At 55.0% G+C, this 25,907-nt stretch carries 21 protein-coding genes; 7 read left to right on the forward strand and 14 right to left on the reverse strand.

Features of this window, described 5'->3' with window-relative positions; genetic code table 11:
* The first annotated feature begins 36 nt into the window (after window positions 1–36).
* Window positions 37–1,410, forward strand: coding sequence for an MFS transporter (locus MIM_RS06705; protein WP_025371990.1), 1,374 nt, complete (start codon window positions 37–39; stop codon window positions 1,408–1,410).
* Window positions 1,411–1,433: 23 nt separating this feature from the next.
* Here MIM_RS06705 and MIM_RS06710 read toward each other — a convergent pair whose 3' ends face one another.
* Window positions 1,434–2,120 carry a GntR family transcriptional regulator gene (locus tag MIM_RS06710; protein WP_025371991.1) on the reverse strand — a complete coding sequence of 229 codons (687 nt, stop codon included), beginning with the start codon at window positions 2,118–2,120 and terminating at the stop codon, window positions 1,434–1,436.
* A gap of 249 nt (window positions 2,121–2,369) precedes the next feature.
* On the opposite strand from MIM_RS06710, the gene MIM_RS06715 reads away from it, so the two are divergent.
* Complete coding sequence (locus MIM_RS06715; RefSeq protein WP_025371992.1) at window positions 2,370–3,932, forward strand: Rieske 2Fe-2S domain-containing protein; 1,563 nt, start codon at window positions 2,370–2,372, stop codon at window positions 3,930–3,932.
* 69 nt (window positions 3,933–4,001) lie between these two features.
* Complete coding sequence (locus MIM_RS06720) at window positions 4,002–5,000, forward strand: PDR/VanB family oxidoreductase (RefSeq protein ID WP_025371993.1); 999 nt, start codon at window positions 4,002–4,004, stop codon at window positions 4,998–5,000.
* Between the two features lie 380 nt (window positions 5,001–5,380).
* Here the strand turns inward: MIM_RS06720 and MIM_RS06725 are convergent, their stop codons facing one another.
* Genes MIM_RS06725 through MIM_RS06735 form a run of 3 tightly spaced genes read right to left on the reverse strand, consistent with a single transcriptional unit; the run spans window position 5,381 to window position 9,303 of the window.
* The gene (locus tag MIM_RS06725) at window positions 5,381–7,465 is read right to left on the reverse strand and encodes an acetate--CoA ligase family protein (protein ID WP_025371994.1); all 2,085 of its coding nucleotides are present in this window, start codon (window positions 7,463–7,465) and stop codon (window positions 5,381–5,383) included.
* Window positions 7,466–7,484: 19 nt separating this feature from the next.
* Window positions 7,485–8,285 (reverse strand): enoyl-CoA hydratase/isomerase family protein, encoded by an 801-nt coding sequence (locus MIM_RS06730; protein ID WP_025371995.1) that lies wholly within the window; start codon window positions 8,283–8,285, stop codon window positions 7,485–7,487.
* Window positions 8,286–8,310: 25 nt separating this feature from the next.
* The gene (locus tag MIM_RS06735; RefSeq protein WP_025371996.1) at window positions 8,311–9,303 is read right to left on the reverse strand and encodes a Bug family tripartite tricarboxylate transporter substrate binding protein; all 993 of its coding nucleotides are present in this window, start codon (window positions 9,301–9,303) and stop codon (window positions 8,311–8,313) included.
* Between the two features lie 151 nt (window positions 9,304–9,454).
* Here MIM_RS06735 and MIM_RS06740 point away from each other — a divergent pair, with 151 nt between their 5' ends.
* The 3 genes from MIM_RS06740 (at window position 9,455) to MIM_RS06750 (ending at window position 13,310) form a co-directional block, all read left to right on the forward strand.
* Window positions 9,455–10,231 carry an IclR family transcriptional regulator gene (locus tag MIM_RS06740; protein WP_025371997.1) on the forward strand — a complete coding sequence of 259 codons (777 nt, stop codon included), beginning with the start codon at window positions 9,455–9,457 and terminating at the stop codon, window positions 10,229–10,231.
* A 152-nt stretch (window positions 10,232–10,383) separates the two neighbouring features.
* The gene (locus MIM_RS06745; protein WP_025371998.1) at window positions 10,384–11,583 is read left to right on the forward strand and encodes an MFS transporter; all 1,200 of its coding nucleotides are present in this window, start codon (window positions 10,384–10,386) and stop codon (window positions 11,581–11,583) included.
* A 227-nt stretch (window positions 11,584–11,810) separates the two neighbouring features.
* On the forward strand, window positions 11,811–13,310 hold the full coding sequence (locus MIM_RS06750) for a catalase (RefSeq protein WP_025371999.1): 1,500 nt from the start codon (window positions 11,811–11,813) through the stop codon (window positions 13,308–13,310).
* 176 nt (window positions 13,311–13,486) lie between these two features.
* On the opposite strand, the gene MIM_RS06755 is transcribed toward MIM_RS06750, so the two are convergent.
* The 4 genes from MIM_RS06755 to MIM_RS06770 form a co-directional block, all read right to left on the reverse strand.
* Window positions 13,487–14,506, reverse strand: a complete 1,020-nt coding sequence (locus tag MIM_RS06755; protein WP_025372000.1) for a D-2-hydroxyacid dehydrogenase — start codon at window positions 14,504–14,506, stop codon at window positions 13,487–13,489.
* Complete coding sequence (locus tag MIM_RS06760) at window positions 14,488–15,636, reverse strand: mandelate racemase/muconate lactonizing enzyme family protein (RefSeq protein WP_025372001.1); 1,149 nt, start codon at window positions 15,634–15,636, stop codon at window positions 14,488–14,490. The genes MIM_RS06755 and MIM_RS06760 overlap by 19 nt, the downstream gene beginning before the upstream one ends.
* Window positions 15,637–15,692: 56 nt before the next feature.
* Complete coding sequence (locus MIM_RS06765; protein ID WP_025372002.1) at window positions 15,693–16,664, reverse strand: Bug family tripartite tricarboxylate transporter substrate binding protein; 972 nt, start codon at window positions 16,662–16,664, stop codon at window positions 15,693–15,695.
* Window positions 16,665–16,847: 183 nt separating this feature from the next.
* Window positions 16,848–17,915: a LysR family transcriptional regulator gene (locus MIM_RS06770; protein WP_084458933.1), complete on the reverse strand. Its 1,068-nt coding sequence runs from the start codon at window positions 17,913–17,915 to the stop codon at window positions 16,848–16,850.
* 451 nt (window positions 17,916–18,366) lie between these two features.
* On the opposite strand from MIM_RS06770, the gene MIM_RS06775 reads away from it, so the two are divergent.
* Entirely contained in the window at window positions 18,367–19,614 is a 1,248-nt protein-coding gene (locus tag MIM_RS06775; protein WP_025372004.1) for a glycosyltransferase family 9 protein, read from the forward strand.
* Between the two features lie 144 nt (window positions 19,615–19,758).
* On the opposite strand, the gene MIM_RS06780 is transcribed toward MIM_RS06775, so the two are convergent.
* The 6 genes from MIM_RS06780 to MIM_RS06805 all read right to left on the reverse strand — a co-directional run bounded on the left by MIM_RS06780 (window position 19,759) and on the right by MIM_RS06805 (window position 25,907).
* Entirely contained in the window at window positions 19,759–20,661 is a 903-nt protein-coding gene (locus MIM_RS06780; protein ID WP_052342287.1) for a MurR/RpiR family transcriptional regulator, read from the reverse strand.
* Window positions 20,662–20,871: 210 nt separating this feature from the next.
* Window positions 20,872–22,002, reverse strand: a complete 1,131-nt coding sequence (locus MIM_RS06785; RefSeq protein WP_025372006.1) for a PepSY-associated TM helix domain-containing protein — start codon at window positions 22,000–22,002, stop codon at window positions 20,872–20,874.
* Window positions 21,999–22,970 (reverse strand): ABC transporter substrate-binding protein, encoded by a 972-nt coding sequence (locus tag MIM_RS06790; protein ID WP_162472008.1) that lies wholly within the window; start codon window positions 22,968–22,970, stop codon window positions 21,999–22,001. Before MIM_RS06790 ends, MIM_RS06785 begins: the two co-directional genes overlap by 4 nt.
* Window positions 22,971–22,984: 14 nt before the next feature.
* Window positions 22,985–24,037 carry a FecCD family ABC transporter permease gene (locus MIM_RS06795; protein WP_025372008.1) on the reverse strand — a complete coding sequence of 351 codons (1,053 nt, stop codon included), beginning with the start codon at window positions 24,035–24,037 and terminating at the stop codon, window positions 22,985–22,987.
* Window positions 24,034–25,071 carry a FecCD family ABC transporter permease gene (locus MIM_RS06800; RefSeq protein ID WP_042070067.1) on the reverse strand — a complete coding sequence of 346 codons (1,038 nt, stop codon included), beginning with the start codon at window positions 25,069–25,071 and terminating at the stop codon, window positions 24,034–24,036. The genes MIM_RS06795 and MIM_RS06800 overlap by 4 nt, the downstream gene beginning before the upstream one ends.
* Window positions 25,068–25,907: an ABC transporter ATP-binding protein gene (locus tag MIM_RS06805; RefSeq protein WP_025372010.1), complete on the reverse strand. Its 840-nt coding sequence runs from the start codon at window positions 25,905–25,907 to the stop codon at window positions 25,068–25,070. Before MIM_RS06805 ends, MIM_RS06800 begins: the two co-directional genes overlap by 4 nt.

Below are 25,907 nucleotides of genomic sequence, written 5' to 3' on the forward strand. Positions count from 1 at the left end.
CCGGCCGGATAATCCTATTTTTCGGCGGAGACAAGAATGCAAATTCAAAATAATGTTGAACAAGGCGCTGTCGGCGATGAGGCAGGGCTATACAGGAAAGTGATGTGGCGCTTGTTGCCCTTTCTCTTTCTTTGTTATTTGTGCGCTTACCTGGACAGGATCAACGTCAGTTTTGCCAAACTGCAAATGCTGAACGACCTGTCATTCAGTGAAGAGGTGTATGGCCTGGGGGCCGGAATATTTTTTGTCGGCTACCTGATGTTTGAAGTGCCGAGCAATCTGATTCTGTTGCGTGTTGGTGCGCGACGCTGGATTGCCAGAATTATGGTGACCTGGGGGGCATTGTCGGCCTGTATGATGTTTGTGACGACGCCCACCAGTTTTTATATTCTGCGATTTTTGCTGGGGGTCGCTGAAGCGGGTTTTATTCCTGCCATTTTGCTTTATCTGACTTACTGGTTTCCATCGTCACGCAGAAGTAAAGTAACGGCTTTGTTTCTCACCGGTATTCCTATGTCGGGTGTGATTGGCGGACCGCTGTCGGGCTGGATCCTGAATGGTATGGCCGGTGTGCATGGCCTGGCGGGCTGGCAGTGGCTGTTTGTGCTGGAAGGTATTCCAACCGTTCTGGTTGGTGTGATTGCTTTTTTCTACCTGGATGATCGGGTGTCGGATGCCAAATGGCTTAACGCAGCAGAAAAACGGCTCATCAATTCAAACCTGGATGCAGACAGGCAGGCTCATCAATTGCATTCAGTTAAAGACGGTTTGCTCGACCCCAAAATATGGCTGATGAGTGGCATTTATTTTTGTTTCACCATGGGCCTGTATGGCGTGAGTTTCTGGTTGCCTTCGCTCATCAAGGCGACAGGAGTGAGCGATCCGTTCCATATCGGTATGCTTACCGCCGTTCCGTATGCCGCAGCAACGCTGGCAATGATTCTGGTGAGTCGACGCTCGGATGAAAAGGGTGAACGCAGATGGCATTTGGCTATCCCTGGCATTGTGGGCGCCATGAGTTTGTGCGCCAGTGTGATTTTTGCCCAAAGCCCGGCCATCGCGATTGTTGCGCTGACCATTGGAACGATGGGTGTGATGACGACTATTTCACAATTCTGGACATTGCCGCCGGCTATTCTGGGCGGCGCGGCTGCGGCAGCGGGCATTGCGCTTGCGAACTCGGTCGGAAGTATTTCAGGTGTGGTCAGCCCTTATCTGATCGGCTGGTTCCAGACCCACACCGGCACCACGGGTGGCGGCGTGTATGGTCTGGCAATCAGTATGATCATTGGCAGCGTACTGGTCTTTGCCGTCCCTGCCAGAATGGTGAACAATAAACGGTCAGCGGCAAGACCGGTTCACAATGACGCAGGAGGTGCGCGCCAGCCCATTATCACAGCAGAAATCTGATCGCCGCAATAACAGCAGGGTGATCAGGCAGTTTCCGGATTGCCTTGCTGTTTGAGCACTTCATCCAGTCGTTTTACCAGATTCACACGGGCGCGACTGGTATGAAGATCGGTCAGTTCTACTGCGCGCTTGCTGTCGCCGTCTGCAATGGCATTGGCAATGGCTTCATGCTCATCCCAGATGGACTGTCGTTGTGCAGACGACTGCAGCACGGCGCCCATGACGCGTCGTAAATGGTTCCAGTGCACCAGTGCCGTTTCGGCAATCAGCGGATTGCCAGAAGCCTGATAGATGGCGCTATGAAAAGCGATGTCGGTATCGATCAGCGCTTTGACCACGCCGCTTTGGGAGGCTTGACGACCGTTGGCAATCAGTTCCGGATCGATTTGTACCTTGCGTTCGGCTGCAAGGCGAACCGCCAGCATATCCAGCGCTCCGCGGATTTCGTAAAGCCTGCCGGTCCAGTCCGGATCCAGTGGAGACACCAGAATGCCCCTGCCAGGTGCGTCCTGTACAAACCCATCTTTTTTCAGTAAGCGTAATGCCTGTAGCACCGGCGAGCGGGAAACCGCCATTTGTTCAGCAATCTCTTCCTGCGTGATACGCATGCCGGGTGCAAGACTGCCATCGCTGATTGCGTCAAGTAACGCTTTATACACTTCGTCTACGTAGTCGGGACGAGACTGCAGTTTCATCAGTTTGTTGTTCATGTTGCTCTTTTAACACGTACGTGTTTGATAAGGCCGCCGGGTGCGAATGCACGCGTACAGACACGCGCCACAGGCTGGCTGATTCTACAAATTGTAGTGCATTCTCTGTATACGGAATACAAAATTTAGGGTTTACCCATATGTACAGCGTCGGGATGGGGCTTTATTCTCTGTATACAGAGTTCAGTATACATTAAATTTTTAGTTTTACCCGCAAGGGTATTCACAACCTACAGAGGAAGCGATCAAATGAATAAACCAATGGATAAGGTGGAGCAGGGCCGCAGTACAGGCGCGGCGGGACCAGTGGCAAAAAAACTGATTCCTTACGGTGGCTATTACACCAACAAGATTCCAGGGCACGACCCGGAGCTGACTGAGGTCGGACCGGGTACGCCCATGGGAGAATACATGCGCGGTTTCTGGCATCCTGTTTGTATGGCAATGGAGCTGACTGACACCCCTCGCTTTCTGAAAATTCTGGGTGAGGAGCTGGTTGCGTTCAGGGATGGAAGCGGACGCGTCGGTCTGTTGCACGCACATTGTGTGCATCGTGGTGCTTCACTGGAATACGGGTCTATTCAGGAACGCGGCATCATGTGCTGTTATCACGGCATGGTGTTCGACGTTGACGGTACTTGTCTGCATGCACCCTTTCCCAAAGGCGAAGAAAAAGAAGCAGAGAAATTTGCCTGTTCCATTCAACAGGGCGCATACAAAACGGTAGAGCGCAACGGACTCATTTTTGCGTATATGGGAGCGCCCGATAAAGAGCCGCCTTTTCCTGAGTGGGAAGGCAATTTCACCGTCGCCGAAGGCGATGAACTGGTGCCGTTCAGCAATTTCCAGCATTGCAACTGGCTGCAGGTGCAGGATAATGCGGCAGACAATTATCACACCATGGCTTTGCATGCAGCCAAAAATGTAGTGGACGGACATTACCAGGGAACCACTTTTGATGAAGTGGGTGCCGCTTCTATGGAAGTGCCACCCGATATGCAATTTATTCCTGTACATCAGGGTCGCAGCCTGGCGTGTTCAGGAGCGCGGCGTGTTGATAAGGACCGGCTGTTTATCCGCGTACAGCATCAGATTCTGCCAAATCTGAGCCTGCATGCGTATACCTCAGAGGACGGCTCGAAGAAAAAGCTGTTCAGTCGTTTTCATATCATTCGCTGGACCGTGCCTGTAGATGATGAGAACGCAAAAATGATCGGTTGGCGCGTCATGGGGCCGGGTATCGACACGCGCGGCGTAGGCGATAAAGGCATGGTCGGCTACGAAACCATCGATTTTCTGGAAGGGCAGGTGGCCATGCGCCGACCCGAGCGCTTTGGTCAATACAAGCTGGAAGATATGCCGCCCATTCCGCCCAATCATCGCGAACGTGCCAACTATAAAGAATGTCAGTATGCACCGGGCGATTACGAAGCGATTATCAGCCAGCGTCCGATTGCCATTCACGCGCTTGAGAATCCGACCAAATTTGATGCCGGTTTATACATGTTCAGGAAGCTGTTGCGTGATGCCATCCGGGGCACCAATCCGGCCGCTTCTGCAGACGGATTCCGGCAGTGGCTGCTGGAGACGGGCGGTGCGCCCAATAGTTACTGTTCGGGCAACGTGTTTGACCTGCCCGAAGCAGATACGGTTGAGGGCGAAGTGGCGCAGCGACGATTTGTCGCCAAACAGATTGTTGCCATCCTGACTGAAAGCGATAAGCAGACGGGTTCTGCCCGCGCGGACTTCGTACGCGAGCAGATGGAACAGCTGGAAAAAGCGGCAAAAGACACTTACGGTACATCGGTGTAAATACCCGGCGGGCCCGGTGCCCGCCGCGAGCGCGTTTCGAATAACGACATCAAAGATGGTAGACACGATATGAGTATAGATATAACGACGAATCCGGCGAGTGCGACCGCCTCAACGCTCACACTCCTGATCAGGCAAATCCGTTATGAGGCTACCGGAATCAATTCATATGAATTGGTTGATCCGCAGGGCGGTGATTTACCTGCATTTACTGCCGGGGCGCATCTGGATATCCACATAAAGCCCGGGCTGATCCGGCAATATTCGCTTTGCAATGACCCGACCGACAGGAAGCGCTATGTGATTGCGGTTCTGAAAGCGGAGAGCGGATCAGGCGGTTCAAAGGCGTTGCACGAGACCCTCAGGGTACAGGATATGGTTAAGGTGAGTGTGCCGCGCAATCATTTTCCGCTGAAGCCGGATGCCGAAAAAATAGTGCTGCTGGCCGGCGGCATTGGCATTACGCCGCTGAAGGCGATGATTCATACGCTTGATAAAGCATCGCTTGATTATCAACTGCATTATTGTGCGAGGGATGCATCCTGTGCCGCGTTCACCGATACGTTCGCCGATCATACAAAGGTGCATGTGCATTATGACAACGGTGATCCGGCCCAGGGTCTGGATATTGCTGCGCTCCTGGCCGCTCCTGACGACGGCACGCACGTTTATTTTTGCGGCCCTCCCGGTTTTATGCAAGCGTGTTTACAGGCCACGCAGGGATGGCCGGCGGGAACCGTTCATTGTGAGTATTTCAAAGCGCCGGTCGCTGAGTGTACCGATAAAGCACAGACTTCTGAAACCGACGGTAGCTTTAAGGTAAAAATCGCCAGTACCGGTCAGCAGATTGGCGTGCCTGCAGATAAAAGTTTGATAGAAGCGCTGTCCGAAGCGGGTATTGAACTGGAGACATCATGCGTTTCCGGTTTGTGCGGAACCTGCAAGATTCGCTATCTGGAGGGTGAAGTGGATCATCAGGATTACATACTGAGTCCCGATGAGCAATCCGAATATCTGACTGCATGTGTGTCCAGAGCAAAAAGCGAGCTGCTGGTGCTGGATCTGTGAGATGTGCAGGAACGCGCCGGGCGCAGATATTGAACGGTACCCGTTTTCAGGCCACCCGCTCATGGAACCGGCAGCCCGCACGCAGGCGATAGCGGTGGCAGTCCTATCGCGACAGCAGTCTGGTCAATCATCGCAGCACTCAATCCGTCGGTCTTCAGATCAGGCGATCAGATTGTTTACCGACAATGGTCGACCAGACTATTCTGTCCGTGTAGTGGGCCCTGTTAATGAAGCGTGTTAATGAAGCGTGTTAATGAAGCGTGTTAATGAAGCGTGTTAATGGGACGTGTTAATGGGACGTGTTAATGGACCGTGTTAATGGGACGCATCCGTCGGTCAGGTTATTGGGCAAGGTTCGTCGCCCAGGTTCGTCGACCAGGTTAGTCGGTCAGAATCGCAATACCGTCTGCCGCCTTCACGCCCTGTCCGTCGGGCAGCACAAACAATGGGTTGATTTCTGCCTCCAGCAACCGCTCGCCCAGGCTGGCTACCATATTCGAGAAATTTACGATGGCCTGCGCCAGGGCTTGCTGGTCGGCTTTGGCACGGCCACGATAACCATCCAGCAGCGGCCAGGTATGCAGTTCCCGCATCATGCCATAGGCGTCGGCAAGGCTGAGCCCGCCCTGTTCAGGCAACAGGCGCATGGTGGTATCTTTCAGCAATTCTGCCGTTACGCCTCCCATGCCAAGCAAAATGGCGCTGCCCAGCGCATCACGATGAAAGCCCAGAATCAGTTCGATGCCCGATGTCACCATCTGCTGCACCAGAAACTGTTCCGGGCGCACACCGGCGTTGGTATAGACGTCTGCCTGCATTTGCGTGATGCGGTCGGCTACCAGCTCGGGAGCTATACCCACGCATACGCCGCCCACATCGCTTTTATGCATGATCTGGCTGGACAATATTTTCAGCACGACCGGGGATCCATATTGCAGGGCCGCCGCTTGTGCCTCTGCGGGTGTGGAAACAACCGTTTGTTCAGCGCCGCTAATGCCGAATCGGGCAAACAGGTCTTTGGCCTGGGCTTCGTTCAATGAGCCTGTCGGCAGGTCTGTGAGCGGCGGCGATGGGGCAATGGCGGGCGCCTGCGCGGCAGGTTCAGTCTGGGTGTGCCACATGGCTTGCAGCGCCGCCGCGCAGCACTCCGGTTCCATGAAGGCAGGTATCTGTCGCTGATTGAGCAGGCGGGCGACGTTTGGCGCATGCGGACTGACGAACGCGATAATGGGTTTGTCTGTTTCGGGCAGGCAATCACAAATGGCATCCGCCATCAATTGCGGATTGCCCAGACTGGATGAACCCACAATCATGACCAGCGCATCATAGTTGTCACTGGCCGCCAGGGCACGGATGGCACCTCGCAACAGATCCGGCTGCAAGCCTGCCAGGGTGACGTCTACCGGATTGCGGTCCAGTGCAGCCGGCATATCGGCCTGCAGGACACGCAATGCATCCGCGGTGCGCTCACCTGGCGCCGGGGCTTCAAAGCCGGCGACGCCCAGGCTGTCCGACACCAGCGTGCCGGCGCCGCCGGTGGAGGTCAGAATGGCGATGCGTTTGCCGCGCAGTGTGCGTCCGGTTGCTAATGCACTTGGCATATCCAGCAGATCGCTGAAGCGCTGCGCGCGAATCACACCGGTTTGCCGGAACAGGGCATCATACATCGTGTCCTGGCCGGCCAGCGCGCCGGTATGCGAGATGGCCGCCTGTGCGCCCGCTTCGGAGCGGCCGATTTTGAACGCAACAATAGGCTTGCCAGCGGCTTGCGCACGCAAGGCGGCCGCACGAAATTTTTGCGGATCGCGGATGGTTTCGACATACAGGGCAATAACGTTGGTGGCTTCATCATCAACCAGATAGTCAATAAAGTCAGCCATTTCCAGATCTACTTCGTTGCTGGTTGATACCAACTTGGACATGCCCATTCCGCGGGCCGCAGCGCGCGAGAGCAGGGCGCCCAGAATGCCGCCGCTTTGTGATACCACGCCCACATCACCAACCGGGAACCGATCCATTTCCAGGGCACCACTGGCCGACAGTGGAATACCATCGGTCAGATTGACCAGGCCAATGGTGTTCGGTCCCAGTATGCGCATTGAGCCGGCCGCCTCCAGCAGTTCCTGCTGGCGATCCTTCCCATCGGCGCCGGCTTCTGAATAGCCACTGGCCAGCACGATGGCCGCCGCAGTGCCTTTTTGCGCCAGCTCCCGCACGGCCTGATGCGCACGTCCTGCGCCCAGCAATATGATGGCGACATCGGGCACCTCTGGCAGGGAATCGATATCCGGATAGCATGGGGTGTCACCGATATGCGTCACCCGTGGATTGACGGGATAGATGGCGCCGTCAAAGCCATGTTTGCGCAGATAGGCCAGGGGCCTGCCAGCGGTTTTGCCTGAGTCCGCAGAGGCGCCGATGATGGCCACGCTGCGTGGCCGGATAAGACGTGATATTGCATTCATGATTGTGTTGCTTTCCCCGTTAGGTTGCGGACTTCTTGTCGGCCATTCTGGCCAGAAATGCCTTGACGGATTCCCGGTGCTCTGTGCTGGTATAACAAATGCCCTGGGCCTGGCTGCCCTGGGCGAAAGCCTGCGTTGCACTGAGTTCGAAGGTTTGATTCAAAATGGTTTTGCCCAGAGCCAGTGCGGTGCCTGAGCCTGCGCTCAGTTCCGCTGCCCATTGCTGTGCGTTGTTCAATAGCGTATCGGGCGCGACCAGGCGATCTGCAATCCCCAACGCCAGCGCTTCCTGTGCCGCGACCGTGCGGCCGCTGAAAATCAGCTCCTTGGCTTTGGGCAGGCCGATGCGACGTGGCAGAAAGTACATGCCACCTCCATCGGGAATGAGTCCGCGATTAATATACGACCAGCTGAACGTGGCCGCTTCCGAGGCGACGATAAAGTCGCAGCTCATGGCAGTGTCGGCGCCCAGACCAGAGGCTGCGCCATTGACCGCAGCGATGGTGGGCTTGGGCATGGTGTGCAGCAGTGACACTGCATGGTGAACGCGTTGCTGGCGGCGCCAGCCATTGATCGCAACCTCGCCCGGATCGGCCTCTATGCGTCGTTGCATGCCTGCAATATCGCCGCCCGCGCAAAAACCTTTGCCATTGCCGGTCAGAACCAGTGCCCGGATGGATTTGTCAGCCGCAATGTTTTCCAGCGCCTCGATAAATTCGGCCCGCATGTCGTCGCTCATCGCGTTGCGTTTTTCCGGGCGGTTGAGAAATACAGTTGCAATACCGTCTTGCACCTGGACGTTGATTAATGTGTATGTCATGTCACTGCTTCCTTTTTTGTTTCCATTAGTCCAGCGTGATCTTGCTGGATGAAATCACCTTTTTCCAGCGTGCCTGCTCGCCTTTGATATAGTCGTCAAGTTCCTGAGGCGTGCCTGTTGATATCACCAGACCCTCGCTCTGAACTTTTTGCCTGAACATGTCCGTGTTGGCCGCTTTATGTGCTGCGGCATTCAGCGTTGCGATGACGTCAGGCGGTGTGCCTGCCGGTGCATACAGGCCGTACCAGCTGTCCAGCACATAATCGGGCACACCGCTTTCTGCAATGGTGGGAATATTCGGTAATGCAGGAGAGCGTTCAGTGGTCGTGACCCCCAATGCACGCAGCGTGCCTGCCTGCAGTGACGGGCCGACTGCCGCTGCCGTGCCGAACATCATATCCACGTGACCACCCAACAGATCGTTCAATGCAGGTCCCGCGCCCCGATAGGGGACATGCGACATGTCGACTTTTGCCAGCGATTCAAGCAGCTCGCCAGCCAGATGGGCCGACGTGCCTACACCCTGAGAAGCATAGGTGATGGTGCCGGGTTTGGCTTGCGCGGCTTCGATCAAATCTTTGACCGATTTGAGCGGACTATCCGGCCTGACTACGAGCACGCTGGGCGAATGACCGATCATGCTGATGGCGGCGAAAGCCTTATCCGTATCATAAGGTAGCTTGGGATGCAGATACGGATTGACGACATGCGCAAAGGTTGCCATCAGCAATGTGTAGCCGTCGGGTCTGGCTCTGGCAACATCATCCGAGCCGATCGTGGTGCCCGCGCCGGGTTTGTTTTCGACAATCACCGGCTGTTTCAGCTCGCGCGCCATGCCTTCGGCCAGCAGCCGCGAAATCATGTCCGTGCCGCCACCTGGCGCGAAGGGTACGATCAGCCGTACCGGACGTTCGGGATAGGCAGCGTGGGTTGGCTGGCTTGCAACGGCGGCTGTCAGGCCGGTGATGGCCATAAGGGCAACTTTCAGGCATGCGCCTGCCAGGGTTTTGTTTTTCATGAAGTCTCCTGTCATGGTCTGATTGTTCAGGCTCTGTTGTGTAGCGGCCCGGACTGGTGTTGGCTTAGCGATATTACGATTGCAGTTTATGCGTTAAACTTGCAAAACGTAATCATCCAATTTCACTAGATGGAATTAAAAGGAAGAGAAGATGGCCAATAATAAAGTGCAGCAACGCCTCGCACGCCCGGCACAGAATCGCTCGCTGGAACGCGGTATAGACATTCTTCGCGCGTTTCGTCCGGGGGTTGATTTGATCGGCAATAGCGAGCTGGCTGAGCGCACGGGTCTGGCGCCGGCCACCGTGAGTCGCTTCACGCAAACGCTGGTGCGCGTTGGCATGCTTGATTATGATGTGCGCGAACGCGCCTATCGGCTGGCCGCGCCGTTACTTAGCTTTGGCCATGCCATGCGCTCAGGATCACCTGTGTTGAAAATCGCTGCACCGCTTATGCAGCGGGTTGCTGAAGCGCAAAAAATCAATGTTGGTATTGCGGTGATCGATCAGGATGAAATGGTCTATCTTGAATCGGTCCGCTTCAATAAAAAAGTATCGCTGCGCAATGTGGTCGCAGGGCAGCGCGTGCCCATTGAACTCACCTCGCTGGGGCGGGCGTATCTGGCCAGTATGGCGCCACCGGCGCGCAATGAGTTGATGCAGCGCCTGCACCTTCGCCGTCATGCCGACTGGGCTTCGCTGGAAAAGCAAATTCAGCAGTCACTGCGACAGGTGAAAAAGTCAGGTTTTTGTGTCGCGTCCTGGCAGCCCAACGTGATTGCACTGGCAACCCCACTGCGTTTCAGATATCAGCCTGTTCATGTATTGAATGTCAGCGTTAACACGCAATTGCCGATAGGCGATATCGTGAGCAGGCTGAGTCCGGTGCTGATGGAACTGGCCGGGGAGGTGCTTGATGCGGAAAATTGACAGGCCGGCGGCTTTATGCCCACAGAGGCCGATTCATTGTGGCAAACGGGCTTCATGTTGCAGTGCGCTACAATCACAACTTCGATAATTAAAATTTCTATCAGAGGCATTCGTTGAATACGCAGTCGATCTCAATCCATAAAGTCAAGCTCATGCTTTATTTTCTGCTGGCAGGGTTTGTGTTGAGTCAGGCCTATCGTACGGTGGGTGGTATTCTTTCCGTGCCATTGAAGGCCGAGTTCATGCTCGATAGCGATCGGCTGGCAAGCGTGATTGGTTCGTTCCATATCGCATTCGGCTGCCTGCAGGTGGTGATCGGTATTCTGATCGACAACTTTGGTATTCGAAAGACCATTCTGGCGGTATCACCGTTTTCAGTGCTGGGCGCCTTGCTATCGGCCGTGGCGGTGTCTCCGACGATGCTGCAGTGGGGGCAAATTCTGCTCGGCTTTGGCTGTGCACCGGCGTTCCTGGCCTGTATCGTTTTGATGGCCAGGCATTTTTCGGGCAAGCAGTTTTCAATCATGTATGCCTTCGCACTCGGTTCGGGTAGTCTGGGGCTGATTTTCACATCGACACCCACAGCATGGCTGGTGGGCCAGTTCGGCTGGCGCAGCTGCTTTTATCTTCTGGCTTTTTTGAGCTTTCTGACCTGGTTGCTGATCTACTTTGGCGTTCGTGGCGTGGACAGTGCGCTTGCCGCGTCATCACTCAGTGTCAAACAGAAGATCGTGGTGGCATTGCGTTCCATATCCGGCTACAAGGCCCTGCTCAAAATCCGTGAAACGCCGGGCATTCTGTCGCTGGTGTTTGTGATTTATGCGGCATTTCTCACGCTGCGAGGCCTGTGGCTGGGGCCGCTACTGGTGGAACGTCATCATGCAAGTTTGGTGTTCGCGGGAAACCTGGCTTTACTGCTGTCCATTATCTCGGTTTTCAGCCCAATGTTGTTCGGGCGACTGGACCCTGGGCCGGGCAAGCGCTACGTCTATTTGTGCATTCAGCCGTGGGTGCTGGTGATTGCCTTTATTGTTCTGGCCTTTAGCCAGCAACTGTGGCTCAGTATTGTCGCGATTATGGTGATTGCGGTCGCTGCCGCCAATACCGTATGGCAACTGGCCGATGCCAAGGAAGTGTATCCTCAGGACATGCAGGGACGCGCCATTGCATTATTTAACACTTCACTGTTTCTGGGCGCCTCGTTTATGCAGTGGATTTCCGGCAAGGCCCATGATTGGTTGAGTCTGCAGGGTGAAGATATGTTTACCTCCGCCTTTCTGATGACCGCTTTTGTTCTGTCCGCAGGGATCACGGCGTACATTATATTGCGACGGCCCGCACGCCGCGTATAGGAGACAAAGCGGCAAGGCTGGCCGCGAGGGCCTGCTGCCTAACGCCCGCGGCCTGGCCACATACCAGGCCGATAGCCTGCCCACCATCTGCCTCCATACTATCGGCTGAAACATAAGTGCGTTAGACTGCTTCAATTGTGGCTGAAAATCGCCTATATTATCAATGCTAAGCCGATCAGTATCAGTGATCGCTTAGGCTATTATTTGTGTAACAGGAGGTATTTTCCATGAACGAATCAAACAGCAAACCCGCTACCGGCTCTACCACAGGTACAGGTGCACCCGCGCAAAGCGATCGTAATTCGCTGACGGTCGGACCTAATGGGCCAATTCTGCTTCACGATGTTCATTTTCTTGAACAAATGGCGCACTTTAACCGCGAAAAAGTGCCTGAACGTCAGCCACACGCGAAAGGTGCCGGCGCATTTGGCGAATTTGAAACCACGGAAGATGTCTCAAAGTACACGAAAGCAGCGCTTTTTCAAAAGGGCTGTAAGACCGAGATGCTGGCACGTTTCTCAACCGTAGCTGGCGAAGCAGGTAGTCCGGATACCTGGCGTGACGTGCGCGGCTTCTCTCTGAAATTCTATACAGACGAAGGTAACTACGATCTGGTCGGCAACAATACACCGGTCTTTTTTGTGCGCGATCCGATGAAATTCCCGCACTTTATTCGCAGCCAGAAACGGTTGCCTGATTCCGGCCTGCGCGACAATCACATGCAGTGGGACTTCTGGACCAATAATCCGGAAACCGCGCATCAGGTTACCTATCTGATGGGTGAGCGTGGTCTGCCACGCACCTGGCGTCATATGAACGGCTACGGTTCACATACCTATATGTGGGTTAATGCTGCGGGCGAAAAATTCTGGGTCAAATACCATTTCCACACCAACCAGGGAATGGCCTTCTTTAGTAATGCTGAAGCTGCTGCCATGGCCGGTTCAGATGCCGATTTTCACCGGCGCGACCTGTTTGATGCAATCGCTCGTGGCGAGCATCCGAGCTGGGTGATGTCGGTGCAGGTCATGCCGTATGCGGACGCCGCCAAGTACCGTTTTAATCCTTTTGATCTGACCAAAACCTGGTCACACAAGGATTATCCGCTGATCAAGGTTGGTACGATGACCCTGAATCGCAATCCCGAGAACTTCTTTGCGCAGATCGAACAGGCTGCATTTTCACCTGGCAACGTGGTTCCCGGTATCGGCCTGTCTCCGGACAAAATGCTGCTGGGACGCGCCTTTGCGTACAACGATGCGCAGCGCAACCGTATCGGTACCAATTTTCACCAATTGCCGGTGAACCGTCCTAAAGTGCCGGTCAATACCTATATGTTCGATGGCCAGATGGCTTATGAACACACCGGAAATGCACCCGTTTACGCGCCCAATAGCGCTGGCCGCAGCTGGGCCGACCAGACCGGAAAAACGGAAGATGGCTGGGAAGCCGATGGCGATATGGTTCGCCAAGCCTATACGCTGCACGCCGAAGATGATGACTTCGGCCAGGCCGGTACGCTAGTGCGTGATGTGTTTAACGATGATCAGCGCAGCAAGCTGGTGGAACAGGTGGCGGGCAGTCTGCTGGGCGGTGTTCGCAGCCCGGTCCTGGAGCGCGCTTTCGACTACTGGAAGAGTATCGATGCAGACGTTGGTCGTCGTATTGAAGAAAAAGTGCGCGCAGGCAAAGCACCCGAACCGGCCGCCGGAGAAGGCGAAGCCTGACCGGGCGTGACGCGGTTGTTTAAGCGATGGCTACCATCGATATTACCTTAAATGACTGACGCAAGGCGATTTATAGTAGCTGTTTGTAGCGCTGAATGCGAACTGTGATGGTTGGTGTTCAGCGCTTTTTCTGATTTTACGTCGGGGTGCTGGCGGTATGCATTCTGTTCCTTCGCTCACTTGGTAAAGCGAGTTTGCTGTTCATCGAGCCATCGCTCATACTCCCGCTCAAAGAGACTGACGACGCGTCGGGCATGCCCCTTTGATGCGGCGCTATTGTGCGGTGTAATCCATACGTTGGGCAGAGCCCATAATGCTGATGACTCGGGCAGGGGTTCCGTCATGAAGGTATCCAGATAGGCACCGGCAAGCTGACCCTGGGACAGCGCGTGTATCATTGCAGATTCGTCTATCAGCGCACCTCTTCCGATATTGGCGATACGCGCATGAGCAGGCATCAGTGCAAGACGACGTTGGTTTATCAATCCACAAGTTTGTTCATTTAAAGGTAAAGCAAGGACCAGCCAGTCGCATTGACTCAATGCGTGATCCAGTTGTGAGTAATCAATGATGTGATCGAACGCTGGGATTGGCTTGGCAACTCTGCGTACAAGGGTTACCTGGAAGCCGACGGCCAGAAGCATGCGGCCAAGGGCCTGGCCGATTGCACCCGCGCCGGCAATGACAACCCGTTGTGTCTCTATGTCGGCGGGTAAGTCGTTCCCGGTTAGCGGCACCCATTCTTTTCTGGCCTGTGCTGGCAGCCAATGTCCAAAACCTCGTGACAGAGCGAGAATGGCTGCAAGTGTTGTCTGTGCGATCGGAAATGCCGTTGACCCGCTGGAACTTGTGATTCTGATTCCCCTTTTAATAGCGACCTGATATTGCGGCAAATCCAGGCCCGCGGAACAAACATGCAGCCAGGTGAGCTGTGCAGCGTTGTTCACAAGCTGGAAAAAGGCATTGGATAACGGGCCAGGTTCGTGCAGCGAGCTGCCTTCATATAAATCCCGGGAGAAAAAGGCGGCGTGTATTCGGTCTGTTTTACCCTGTACATCATTTATGGTATATCGCTGCACGGGTACACCAACACGTTTCGCAAGATCGTCGAAGCGCTTCCCATGCGCTTGATTGACTGCCTCTGAAAGAAGCAGCCCAACAGGCGGCACGGGGCGCGTCAGCTTATGCTTATCCACGGGCTTTTTTCTCCTGGATAGATTACACCGAATTGCGCGATGGCTGCATCGTCAAACTGAAAGCCTAGTCCGTCTCCCTGGGGCAACAGAATGTCGCCGTTTTCTGCTGTCAGTTGTCTGTCGATGAGCCTGCGGAAGTTGACGATGTGGTCATCAGGCATCCATTCTACGTATGTGGAATTGGGCGTGCTGGCTACCAGATGAACGTGTACATCATGCCATGCATGGGGTTCAACCAATATGCCATAACTGGCGGCCGTAGCCGCAATGCGTTTCCATTCAGTTATGCCGCCGCAAACGGTTGCATCGGTTTGAAGCAGGGTGGTGGCCTGCTGGGCGAGCAGATCCTTGAAACGCCATCTACCTGCTTCCACTTCGCCAGTCGCAACGGTGACGGGTGTCGCTCTGGCAAGACGCATGTGATTATCGATGTCATCCGGAGAAAATGGCTCCTCGATCCAGTACGGGTTATAGGGTTCGAAACAGCGCATGTACGCCAGCGCAGTCGGCAAGTCCTGCCAGGCGTTGTTGGCATCAAGCATAAGTCTGATATCGTCACCGATAGCCTCGCGCACCGCGGCGAGGCGTTTCCGCTCATTGGCCACGGTCTCCAGGCCGACTTTGATCTTAACGGCCCTGAACCCATCGGCGACGTGATTCGCCATTTCCTGAGCCAGATGCTCGGTTGTTTTTCCTGGCAGATAATAGCCACCGCTTGCATAACCGGGCACTCGTTCCAGTGTCTTTGCGCCCAGATACCGGTATAGAGGAAGCCTGGCAGACCTGGCATTCAAATCCCACAACGCCGTATCCAGTGCAGATAAGGCGCGCATGACAGCACCTGTACGCCCAACCAGCAATGCCTCCTGGTACATTTCTGCCCACAGCCCTTCAACACGATGCGAGTCCTGGCCAACAAGTTTTGCTGCAAGCAGATCAGTGACGGCTACAGACAGCAGTCGTCCGGCAGTATTAACGGCATAGCAATAACCCAATCCTTCCACGCCGTCCGTTGATCGGATTCGGATCAGACAATATTCACGTGCAGTGACTTTGCGTGTAGAAAAAGTCACTGGCTGAGCCAGAGGGACGCGTGCGATGCATACGGAAACAGACTCGATGATAGGCATGAGATAAAACACTCCTGATATTTGGAAGTAATGCGGTTAGGCAAAGGTTGTTGGATTTATTGAAACTGGATATTGGCTTTTTTAATCACGTCTTGCCATTTGGTTTGTTCCTGATCGAGCAAGGTCTGGAACTGCTCAGTGGTGCTACCAATAGGGTTGAGTCCCAGATCCTGAAGACGTTTGCCTATCTTGTCGCTTTTCACAATAGCGTTGATTTCTTTGTTTAAGGTTTCAACAATGTCGTCAGGCGTGTCTTTGGGAGCGATAATGCCAAACCAGACATTGGCTTCGTAGCCGGGAAGGCCTGCTTCATCAAAAGTTGGAACATCGGGAAGTTGAGGCAGGCGTTTTCGGGAGGTGACGGCAATGGCCTTCAACTGTTTTTTCTGTATGAACGGCAAGCTCTGGGTCGGCGTGGCAAAAATGACCGGGATCACACCGCCCAGCAAATCGGTCTGCGCAGGAGCACCACCTTTATATGGCACATGATTCATTTTGATACCTGCCATCTGGTCCATGAGTTCCATGGCGATATGCTGCGTTGAACCCAGACCAGGCGTGCCAAAGTCTATTTTCTGGTCACTGGATTTTGCCAAATCAATAAATTGCCTGAGCGTATCTGGTTGGAATTTTGGGTTGGCTACGAGTACAAATGGTGTATCGGCAATCACGGTAACCGGTTTGAAATCTGCAAGTTTGTAATTCAGATTCCTGTACAACATGGTGTTGGTCACGTGTGAGGAAATCACCAACATCAAGTTGTAGCCATCCGGTTTGGCCCGCTTCAGTTCATTGGTCGCGATGGTGCTATTGGCACCGGGTTTGTTTTCAACGACAAATGTCTTACCCATTTTTTCTGATAGCTCGGCAGAGATCAGCCGGGCGATCGTATCATTGGAGCCGCCGGGGGCCATACCGACCGTAATCCGGACCGGTTGCGTGGGGTAGTCTTGTGCTAATGCATTGGCTGTGCCGGCTGATAGTGCAGCAAACAGACTGGCCTGGATCAGCTTTGTAACGTGACTCATGAAAAATCTCCTTTTGGTGTGCTGCGGGTTATTTTTTGATTGTTTTACGCAGTCTACCGCGGCTAAGCTAGCTGATATATGGATTATTTTTCTAAATTAATCGATAAAACAGCTTAATGAAAAGATGCGTTTATTCGATTAAAAAGGAGAGATTACATGCCCGAAAAGCTGACTTTCTATTTTTTATTTCAGGGTCGGTTGCCGTGAAGCAAGCAGAGCGACTTGCTGGGGTAGTCTGTTTCGCAATAGATGAATGAATTCCTGTGCAGCGATGGATTCAGTCGCATCTTTGCGACGTAACAGACAAATATCACGTTTATTAATGGGCAGCATTACTGGAATGGCCAGCAGGCACGTTAGATCAAATTGACCGAGCCCAAGAACAGGGACAATCGTTGGGCCAATACCTGCGGCTACGAGGCCAGCAGCAGTGGAAAGATTGTTGACCTGAAGTACCTTACTCCACTGTTTGGGATACACCGAGGCATCCAGGTGCTGGCGTATACTGCTGGCTTTTTCAAACACAATAATTGAATAGGGAAGAATATCAACGACGGACAGGCGCTTGTGATCTGCCAGCGGATGAGTTGGCTGGCAAACAAAAAAGAATGTGTCAGATGCCAGTGTTTCCATTATCAGATCTGTTCCCGGTTCTGCTGACGCACACAACGCAAAATCGACCTTGCGGTTGCGTACAAGCTCAACACAGGCCGTGTTCGGCACATCCTCAACCATGAGTGCTATACCTGGATACTCATTGATAAAAGTAGCGATAATGTCCGGTAACAGTGCAGAAAATATCGTGGGCAGCGCGGCGATGGCTACCCGGCCTTTGCGCCTGGACACATGGTCCTGCATCTCAGATAGCGCATGTTCGGTTTCAGGAATCAGGTGATTGACGATATTGAGAAATACCTCGCCCTCGGCGGTCAGTTCCACGTTGCGTGTGTTTCTGGAGAACAGCCTGGCGTTCAGCCCACTTTCCAAATTGACGATCAGCGCACTGAAAGCAGACTGGGTGATATTGCAATGTTCGGCGGCACGTGTGAAATTGCGTAGCGTTGCCAGCGCTGCAAAAGCCTTCATTTGGCGTAAGCTAAGGTTCATATTTGGGATGTCATTCCAATCTGAGAATCCTGAAAACGACAAGTGTAAAGCCATTGCCGGAAGTAGCGTCGGGACAGTCTGACTGATTTTATCAAGCTTCGCATGACAAGGGCTGATATCGGTAATGCCAATTGCAATGTTCAATTCTGGCCCGAAAACTCAGGCCCGAAAATTCAGGCCCGAAAAATAATGTAAAAAATGTGAAGAGCGCTGAAGAAACGGGCCTGTCGTGCAGATTGTCATCATGCTTGTACAAGACTGGTGCCGGCCGGAAACACTTGTGATCCTGTAGCACATGCGGACCGCTTTCCCAAAAGATGTAGCGGCCATTGTATGGCATGTCAGCTGAATGTCAGCAGGTTAAGGTTTGATCCCCCCGACAATGGCCCGGGGCGGTGCGCCGACGGAATCTCTTGCAAGTTTAGCGTCGCGGCAACAATTAGAAAGATTGATTCTTAAAAATGCAATAAACCGAGCGTATATTTCACCGCAAGACGCAACGGGCGTTTCGGGCAGTCGCCGATATCGTCACTGTGATTCATGTACCACCAAGGGTGAAATCCGCCCGGTTCGCCTCTGAAGTGAAGGATGATCGATGGTCGACAAGCAACGGGAATCTGCCGTAATAGCGCCGGGATGGCTTGATGGGAAAGCCATGCTGGCTGCCATTAAACCCACCTTAAAAAAAGCCGTCAGGCAACTGGAAAAAGCCGGCAGGAAGGCTGTTTTCGCGGCGCTGAGTGCAGCGGCAGGGCGCAGGCAGGAAGTATCGGTTACAGCGCTGCAGGAAGTGTCCAGGATTATTGTCATTCGCCCTAACTATCGCATTGGTAACGCGATCCTTAGCACGGCCATCATCGCGCCGCTGCAGGAGCGGTTTCCAGGAGCCACCATTGATTTTCTCGTGACGGACAAGACCGCGTCGCTGTTTGCGAATCTGCCTATCGGGCATATCACAACGGTATCCAGGTCTGTCATGCGTCAACCCTGGCGCGCTCTGCCCATTGTGCGCCAATTGCGGGCTCGGCGCTATGATCTGGCGGTGCAATTGGCGCCCAGTTCGTTGAGCGGACTGGTTGTTTCGACGCTGGTTGGCGCCCGCTACATCATGGGCAAGCCAAAGGGATCGGCTGCGTGGTATGACATTACGGTAACAGACCCCATCGTTCATGCATATGATGTTGGCACCGCATTCTCGCGAACACTCGGCACTATCTGTCCGGCCAATACCTGTCTGGCCATATCCGATAAGGAGCGAATGCGCGCGCTTGGTCAATTCCAGGCAATGGGCCTGGAGACTGACGGCGACGGTAATCCTGATGCGTTTGTTGCTGTTTTTGTGGGTGGACATGCCGATAAAGTCTGTCCTGTTTCGTTTTGGCTGGCGCTGATCAATGATTTGAATCGGACCGGAAAACGCTTTGTCGTTTTCGTCGGACCAGAAGAAAAGGCGATGATTCCCCGCTTGCAGCAGGCGCTGGCGACATTGCCATTGGGTTCGCTTTGTCCGCCCCAGCCGCTGCGACTCTTTGCTGCCATGCTGGCTCAGGCGCGTGTGATGGTAACGCCCGATTCAGGGCCAATGCATATGGCCGCCGCTCTGGGTGTGCCGGTAGTGATGATGTTGCAGGCCCAGAAATCGATGGGGTTTGTTCCGCCCTGTGCCGGCTCACGCGTTGTGCCGAATCTGAATGTATCCCAGGTGCTCGTTGCAGTGGATGGCCACTATAATGACAATGCCGCCGACGCAACCACAAATGTCATGGAAGCGGATTGGCCGCGTGTGAAGGCATCTGACCGCCAGATCTCAGATAGCAGTATGTCAGTTGAGATGGCGCTTTGAAATAGGCAGAGCCGTGCTCGTGTCCTCGTGATCGCATCGCCTGCAGGCCGCTGTGCCGACAGTTATGAATTGCGCGTCATGAATCACTCGTTTGAACGTGCCTTTTGCCCTTTTCTATACGCCGTAAAAGCAATTTCTCCGCTTTCATTTACGAGCGCGTATCGATCTTCTTAGCCCGATCAACCGTTCTACGGAGTTTAATGAACGCTGCGGATTACTGCCTACTACGCCCAGTGTCAGTATTTCCAGGCAGGCCAGCGTAGGCCCGTGCAAGGATGTGCCGCCGGTGCCGGATCTGGGCATCACAATAACGGAATGGGACTGGTGTGCCAATGCATGCCGTCGTTGTCCTGTAATCAGGATCACCGGGATATTCAGCCGATTTGCTTCTTCCATCGTGGCGGCAACTTCGCGATGGATATTCTGGCGTATCAACACAATAAGGGCGTCGCCCGGCGCTAACTGAAGTAATTGTTCGGCCAGCGATATACCCGTACGATTCAAGGCGTAGGCGGATAGCCCGTTACGCGCCAGCAATCTTGTGGTGTATTCAGCCAGAATACCCGACGCACCGATCCCGAAGACGCCAATCCGGTTGGCCGAGTTTAATACGGAGATAGCATCGGTCAGAGAATCCAGATTTTTCTTGTTGGTGAGATGCTCGATCGACTGGCGGTATTCATCAATCACGTAATTGACGGCGCGATCGGCATCCTGCCGCAGTTCATTCAGTGTTTTGGCCAGCTTTGCAGATGTGATATCAAGCTGCCCCAGTGAGCTGGACAGCAGGGACTTTAAATCCACCAGGCCTTCAAAGCCCAGTGCCTGCACCGTGCGAATGACCGTGGCGTCGGACACGCCAATTTCCTTGGCTAATTCGACGGCAGAGCGGGATAGCACCAGTGCCCTGTTTTGATCGATAAAATCAGCAACAAGTGTCATACGGGTTGACAGGCTATGTCGCCGCGCACGCAGGCGCTCGCCGAAGACGTCTGTACGGCTTGCGGTTCCGGGCAATGAGTCTGGCATGTTGCTGGTCAGCGCCACTAGGTGGTCTCCCTGAATTGGCTACTAAGTGCTGTTGTGGACAGGCACACTATGTACGCAATATTGCACATAAAATTATAGCCTGCTATTGGCGTGTGAGTGACGTGGCGCTATGCGCTATGTTTGCATACAGTGATTGCCAGGTATAGCGCGGATGACTCAGTGGGTTGTCAGAAAAAGCGGATAGGGATGTAGATGATATTGTTCTGTTTACAGACGAATGCAGCGTCCTGCCTTCGCTCGCCTGCGTCGCAGGATATACATGGTGATTCCGGTGGCAGCAAATCCGGGCAAGGCCAGACTGGACACGATCAGCAGCGCCCGTACCGGCCAGCCGAACCAGGAACCGGTATGCAAGGGTTCCATCAGGGCGCCCAGTTTATCGGCCAGGCGCTGGCTTTCATACTGATGACGAGTGAGGATGAGACCGGTAGCGGGGTCGATACGGTACTCGTCATAAGCACGATCATGCGACGCATTGACGGGTAGGCGGCGCAGACGAAGGGGCTGGCGCGGCTTGCGGGGCAGGGTGAGCAGGATTCTTTGCGAGGGGCCAGGCAGTGTTGAAAGGGTCATATCGATTGCCGTGCCGAGCTGTTCAGCTGTTGCCCTGGGGGTGGCCCTAGATGCCGCAGATGTGGCGGCGGCCGAAGTGGTGGCCGATGTGGGAGCGCGCCCGCCCAGCAACGATGTGATGCCGTCGCGATACCAGTCGAACGACCACCATAATCCCGTTAGGGCACTCCACAAAAGAACAGGGGCCAGCCATAATCCAAAGCGCAGGTGCCAGCCCCGATATAGACGCCGGTCACGCCAGCTGGCTTTGACCTCGGTTTTGGGTGGCAGGCGTTTCCAGGCCAGCCATAGGCCGCTGGATGCCAGCAGCACAAGGCATAGCGCAGCCACGCCAATAATCGAACGACCAGGCCCATTGGCCTGACCGGGTATGGCCAGCCAGCGATGAATCTGTCTCACAAAAGTGAAGAATGCCGCTCCCCGGACTTCGCCTTTTATGCTGGATGTGGTTCTGTCTGCGAGCAGTCGCGTGGCCTTGCCTGCCGCTGTGAAGCCAACGATGATCGCTGCCGATTCATCCGCCTGCAGCAATGTAATACGCTGTCCCTTCAACTGGCGTTCAAGCGCCGGCAGCAATTGCGCATAGGGCAGGGCAGGCATCTGGGTAGAGGCCAGTGTGGTGTGCCGTGGTGGGTTGAGCCAATCGATCAGTTCGTCTTCGAATGCCATCAGGGCGCCGGTCAATCCCATGACGGCCAGCAGCAGTCCTGCTGATACGCCTAAACATAAATGGACGCGCAGACCGATCAGGCGCCAGCGGTTCATCGAGCAGGCTGCGCCGGCAGGGGACGTCCTGAAATGTGCGACTGCACCAGCGATACCATCAGGTTCAGCGCCGCGTAGGAATTGGAAATCGCTTCCTCGCGCGTCACCAGAATGTAACGCCCTTCGCGGCATGCGGCCAGAAATTCGCAATAGCCTTGCATGACTTTCTGCATGGCTTCTATTTCATCTGCCGGTTTGCCGCCTTTGTCGGACCTGTAGGCATCAAAGACGAAATCCGCATCCAGTTCCTGCAGGCGTTCGGCGCTCACTTCGATACGATCGCCTTCGGGAATGGAATTGATAATATCGGGAAAGCGAAAGCCGGCATCGCGCAGAACCCGACCGAGTGAGCGGTAGGTGTGATAGACGCCGATCTTGCCATTTTGTGCCTGGAATACGGAAACAGTGACTTTAGAGGGATCGCCCACAACATGTCTGAGTTCAGCCAGTTGGGACTGGTAGCGGCGATCCAGAATGGCGAGCCTGCTTTGCGTATTGGTGAGTTCGGCCAGGCGCTTGTAAATGTGCGGGGCGCCGCCTGACAGGTTGTCGATCAGTACAGTGGGCGCGATGCGGGCCAGTTGTGGTATGGGTAGCTTGCGGTTAGGTCCGGTGATGATCAGGTCGGGTTTTGCCGCAGCCACCGCTTCGATATTGATATCGGTTGTGCCCAGAAAAGCGATATCCGAGTTATCAAAGTCCACGCCGGTCAGGCGCGCGCTGGATCGCATGAAACGGGTTCCGTCCAGTGCCTGTCTGCCATGGCTGGCGACCGGATACACACCTAGCTCCAGCAGCGGAATGGTGATGTCCAGATCATGCAGGGAAACGATGCGCTGCGGCTTCCGGGGTACCTCGACCTGGCGTCCCAGGTCGTCGGTGAACATACGTGTATCGGCCAGGGCAGGGGAGGTGGAGAGGACGGTAAGTGCCAGCATGCAGCCATACCGGAATGTTCGAAATGTCATATTGATTTCTAGTGTTAAAGTTGATCACGGCGCTGCCAAAGCAGTACCAGAAGAAAAGGAACGCCGACAAGCGCCATCACGATGCCGGCGGGAATTTGCAGGGGAGCGAAAACCAGGCGCCCGATACTGTCAGCCAAAAGAACCAGGCCGGCGCCATACAGAATGCTGCCGATCAGCAGCGACGCCTGCCGTACGCCCAGTGTCAGGCGGGCCAGATGCGGCGCAATCAGCCCCACAAAGCCCAGGCTGCCCACAGCGGCAACGGCTGCTGATGTTAATACGCAGGAGGCCAGGAAACACAGGGCCGAAGTGACGCGCACATTCGTGCCCAGGCTGGTGGCCGTGGTGCGCCCCAGAATCAGGGTGTCGATATTACGCGCACCGATCAGCAGCAATGCCAGTCCGGCAACAGCCCAGTACAGCATGCTTTGCACTGTTTCCCATGACGCGGCATGCAGACTGCCTGCCAGCCATATCAGTGCAGTTTGTACATTACGGATATCTGCCGTTGTCATAAAGCAGGCAATGACACCATGCAGTAACCACGAAATACCAATACCGATCAGAATGAAACGCACCTTGGACATATCTCTGGCCATGAGTGCGACGACCAGGGCAATGGTCAGGCCCCCGGCCAGGCCCGCCACACTGCGCCAGGCAGGCGCGACGTCCGGCGCAAAAACGGCCATGCCCACGACGGCGAGCGCTGCGCCTTCCTTGATGCCGACTAGTCCGGGATCGGCCAGGCCATTGCGAGACAGCGTTTGCAGCGCTGCACCCGCCGCACCCAGCATGGCGCCGGCCAACAGGGCCGTGAGAATGCGCGGGAGCCGGATATCCTGCCAGATCATGCGTTGCACATCCGCATTGCCAACGGCGTGCCAGAAACTGGACAATGGCGTGTCAAACTGGCCCTGCGGCAGCATCCAGAGGGCGAATAACAATAAACCGATGATCCCAAGCGTGCAGGCCGTGACCTGGCGCGGGCGCAGCAGGACGCTATACGAGCCGAGGCGAACCAGTCTGCGCCCGTAGCGTTTCATGAAATTGTCGGCGGTTTGATTCATTGTCGACCTCGCAGAACAAGTGCCAGAAACACGGGCACGCCCACAAAGGCGGTGACCACGCCGGTGGCCAGCTCGCGGGGTGCAAGAGCAGTGCGCGCGACCACATCTGCCAGCAATACCAGTATCGCGCCACACAGCGCAGAAAAAAGCAGTCGGCGATTGCCGGAACGGGCGCCCAGGCGATGCGCCATGTGTGGCGCTACCAGACCGATAAATCCCAGCGGTCCCGCAATCGAGACAGCCGATCCACAGAGTAGTGCTGCTGCAACCAGCGCCAGCCAGCGGGTGCGGGCGACGGGCGTACCCAGGCCACTGGCCACGTCATCGCCCAGAGTCAGAGTGTGAATATGGCGGCTGATGGCGGCAACCAGCAATACGCCACAAAGGGCTGCGGGCAGGCTATGGCGCACCACCGCCATCCCGGCTTCAGCCAGATCGCCCGCCAGCCAGATCCGCAGGTCCTGCAGCGAGTCTTCGTCAAGAATCAGCATGGCCGAAGTGAGCGCAGACGCAAAGGCCGATAAGGCAATACCGCAGAAGGTGAGTTTAATCACGGTCATGCCGCGTTGCCCCACCTGTGCAAACAATAACACCAGTGCAAACAGCAGCGCGCCGCCAAGCGCGGCGGTAAATGGGCGCATGGCGGCGGTAGACAGCAACGGGATCGATAAGGTGGTGGACGCGACAACGGCGAACGCGGCACCGGCATTCAGGCCGAGCAATTGCGGTTCACCCAGCCGATTGCGTGCAACCGACTGAATCAGCGCGCCGGCCAGACCGAGAGCGGCGCCGGCTGTGAGTGCGCCGAGCATTCGTGGCATACGCAAATTGCGCAGAATATGCTGATCAAAGTTGTGTGGGTCCGGTTGCAGAAAGGTCTGAATGGCGCTGTGCATTGGAATATAACGTGAACCCACGCCCAGGTGCACAAGCACGGCCATGATGAGCAGAGCGATGAGTACAACCGTGATCATGACCGTGTTGATTGGCCTGTTGCCGCGACCAGGCATGTCATTCTGATTCACATTTGTCATGACGATTGCCCCGGGTGATCACGCCATGGCATGAACACCGGCCGTCCCCCAGGCATTGGATTGGGGATGTCGATCACGCGCAGGTCAAAAACCTCTTGCACCAGCGCGGACGTACAGGAACCCGGATCGGCAAGATTGGCCAGGATCTGTCCATCTTTCATCAACACCAGCCGGTCTGCATAGGATAGGGTGAGATTAAGGTCGTGCAAAACGGCAATAATCGTTCTGTTGTGCTCACGGACCAGCGTCTGCAGCAATTCCATCACTTCAACCTGATACTTAAGATCAAGAAAGGTAGTGGGTTCATCAAGCAGAATGACGCCGGTTTCCTGTGCCAGTGCCATGGCGATCCAGCAGCGCTGGCGCTGGCCGCCGGACAGACTGTCAACGGAGCGGTTCGCGAAGTCCAGCGTGCCGGTCAGGCGCATGGCATGTTCCACTGCGTCTGAGTCTGCCTCTGACCAGCGGCGCAGAATACCCAGATGCGGATGACGGCCGAAAGACACCAGATCCAGCACCGTCATGCTCTCCGGCAATACAGGTGCCTGTGGCAGGATGCCCAGCTGGCTTGCAATTTCTTTGGTGGGTAGTTTGTGGATGTCCTGTCCGTGCAATAGCACGCTGCCGGTACTGGGCCGAAGCAGGCGTGCCAGTGTGCTCAGCAGCGTGGATTTGCCTGACCCGTTGGGGCCAAGCAGAACCGTCAGGGTGTTTTCTTTGAATTCAACATTGGCAGACTGAACAATATTCTTCGCCCCGTAACCGGACGACAGGTCGCGGGCGCATAATGGGGAACGCAGGGATTCAGTCTGCTCTGTAGAGGGATCTGGTTTCAT

This window comes from Advenella mimigardefordensis DPN7 (assembly GCF_000521505.1).
GTDB classification, from domain to species: Bacteria; Pseudomonadota; Gammaproteobacteria; order Burkholderiales; family Burkholderiaceae_B; genus Advenella; species Advenella mimigardefordensis.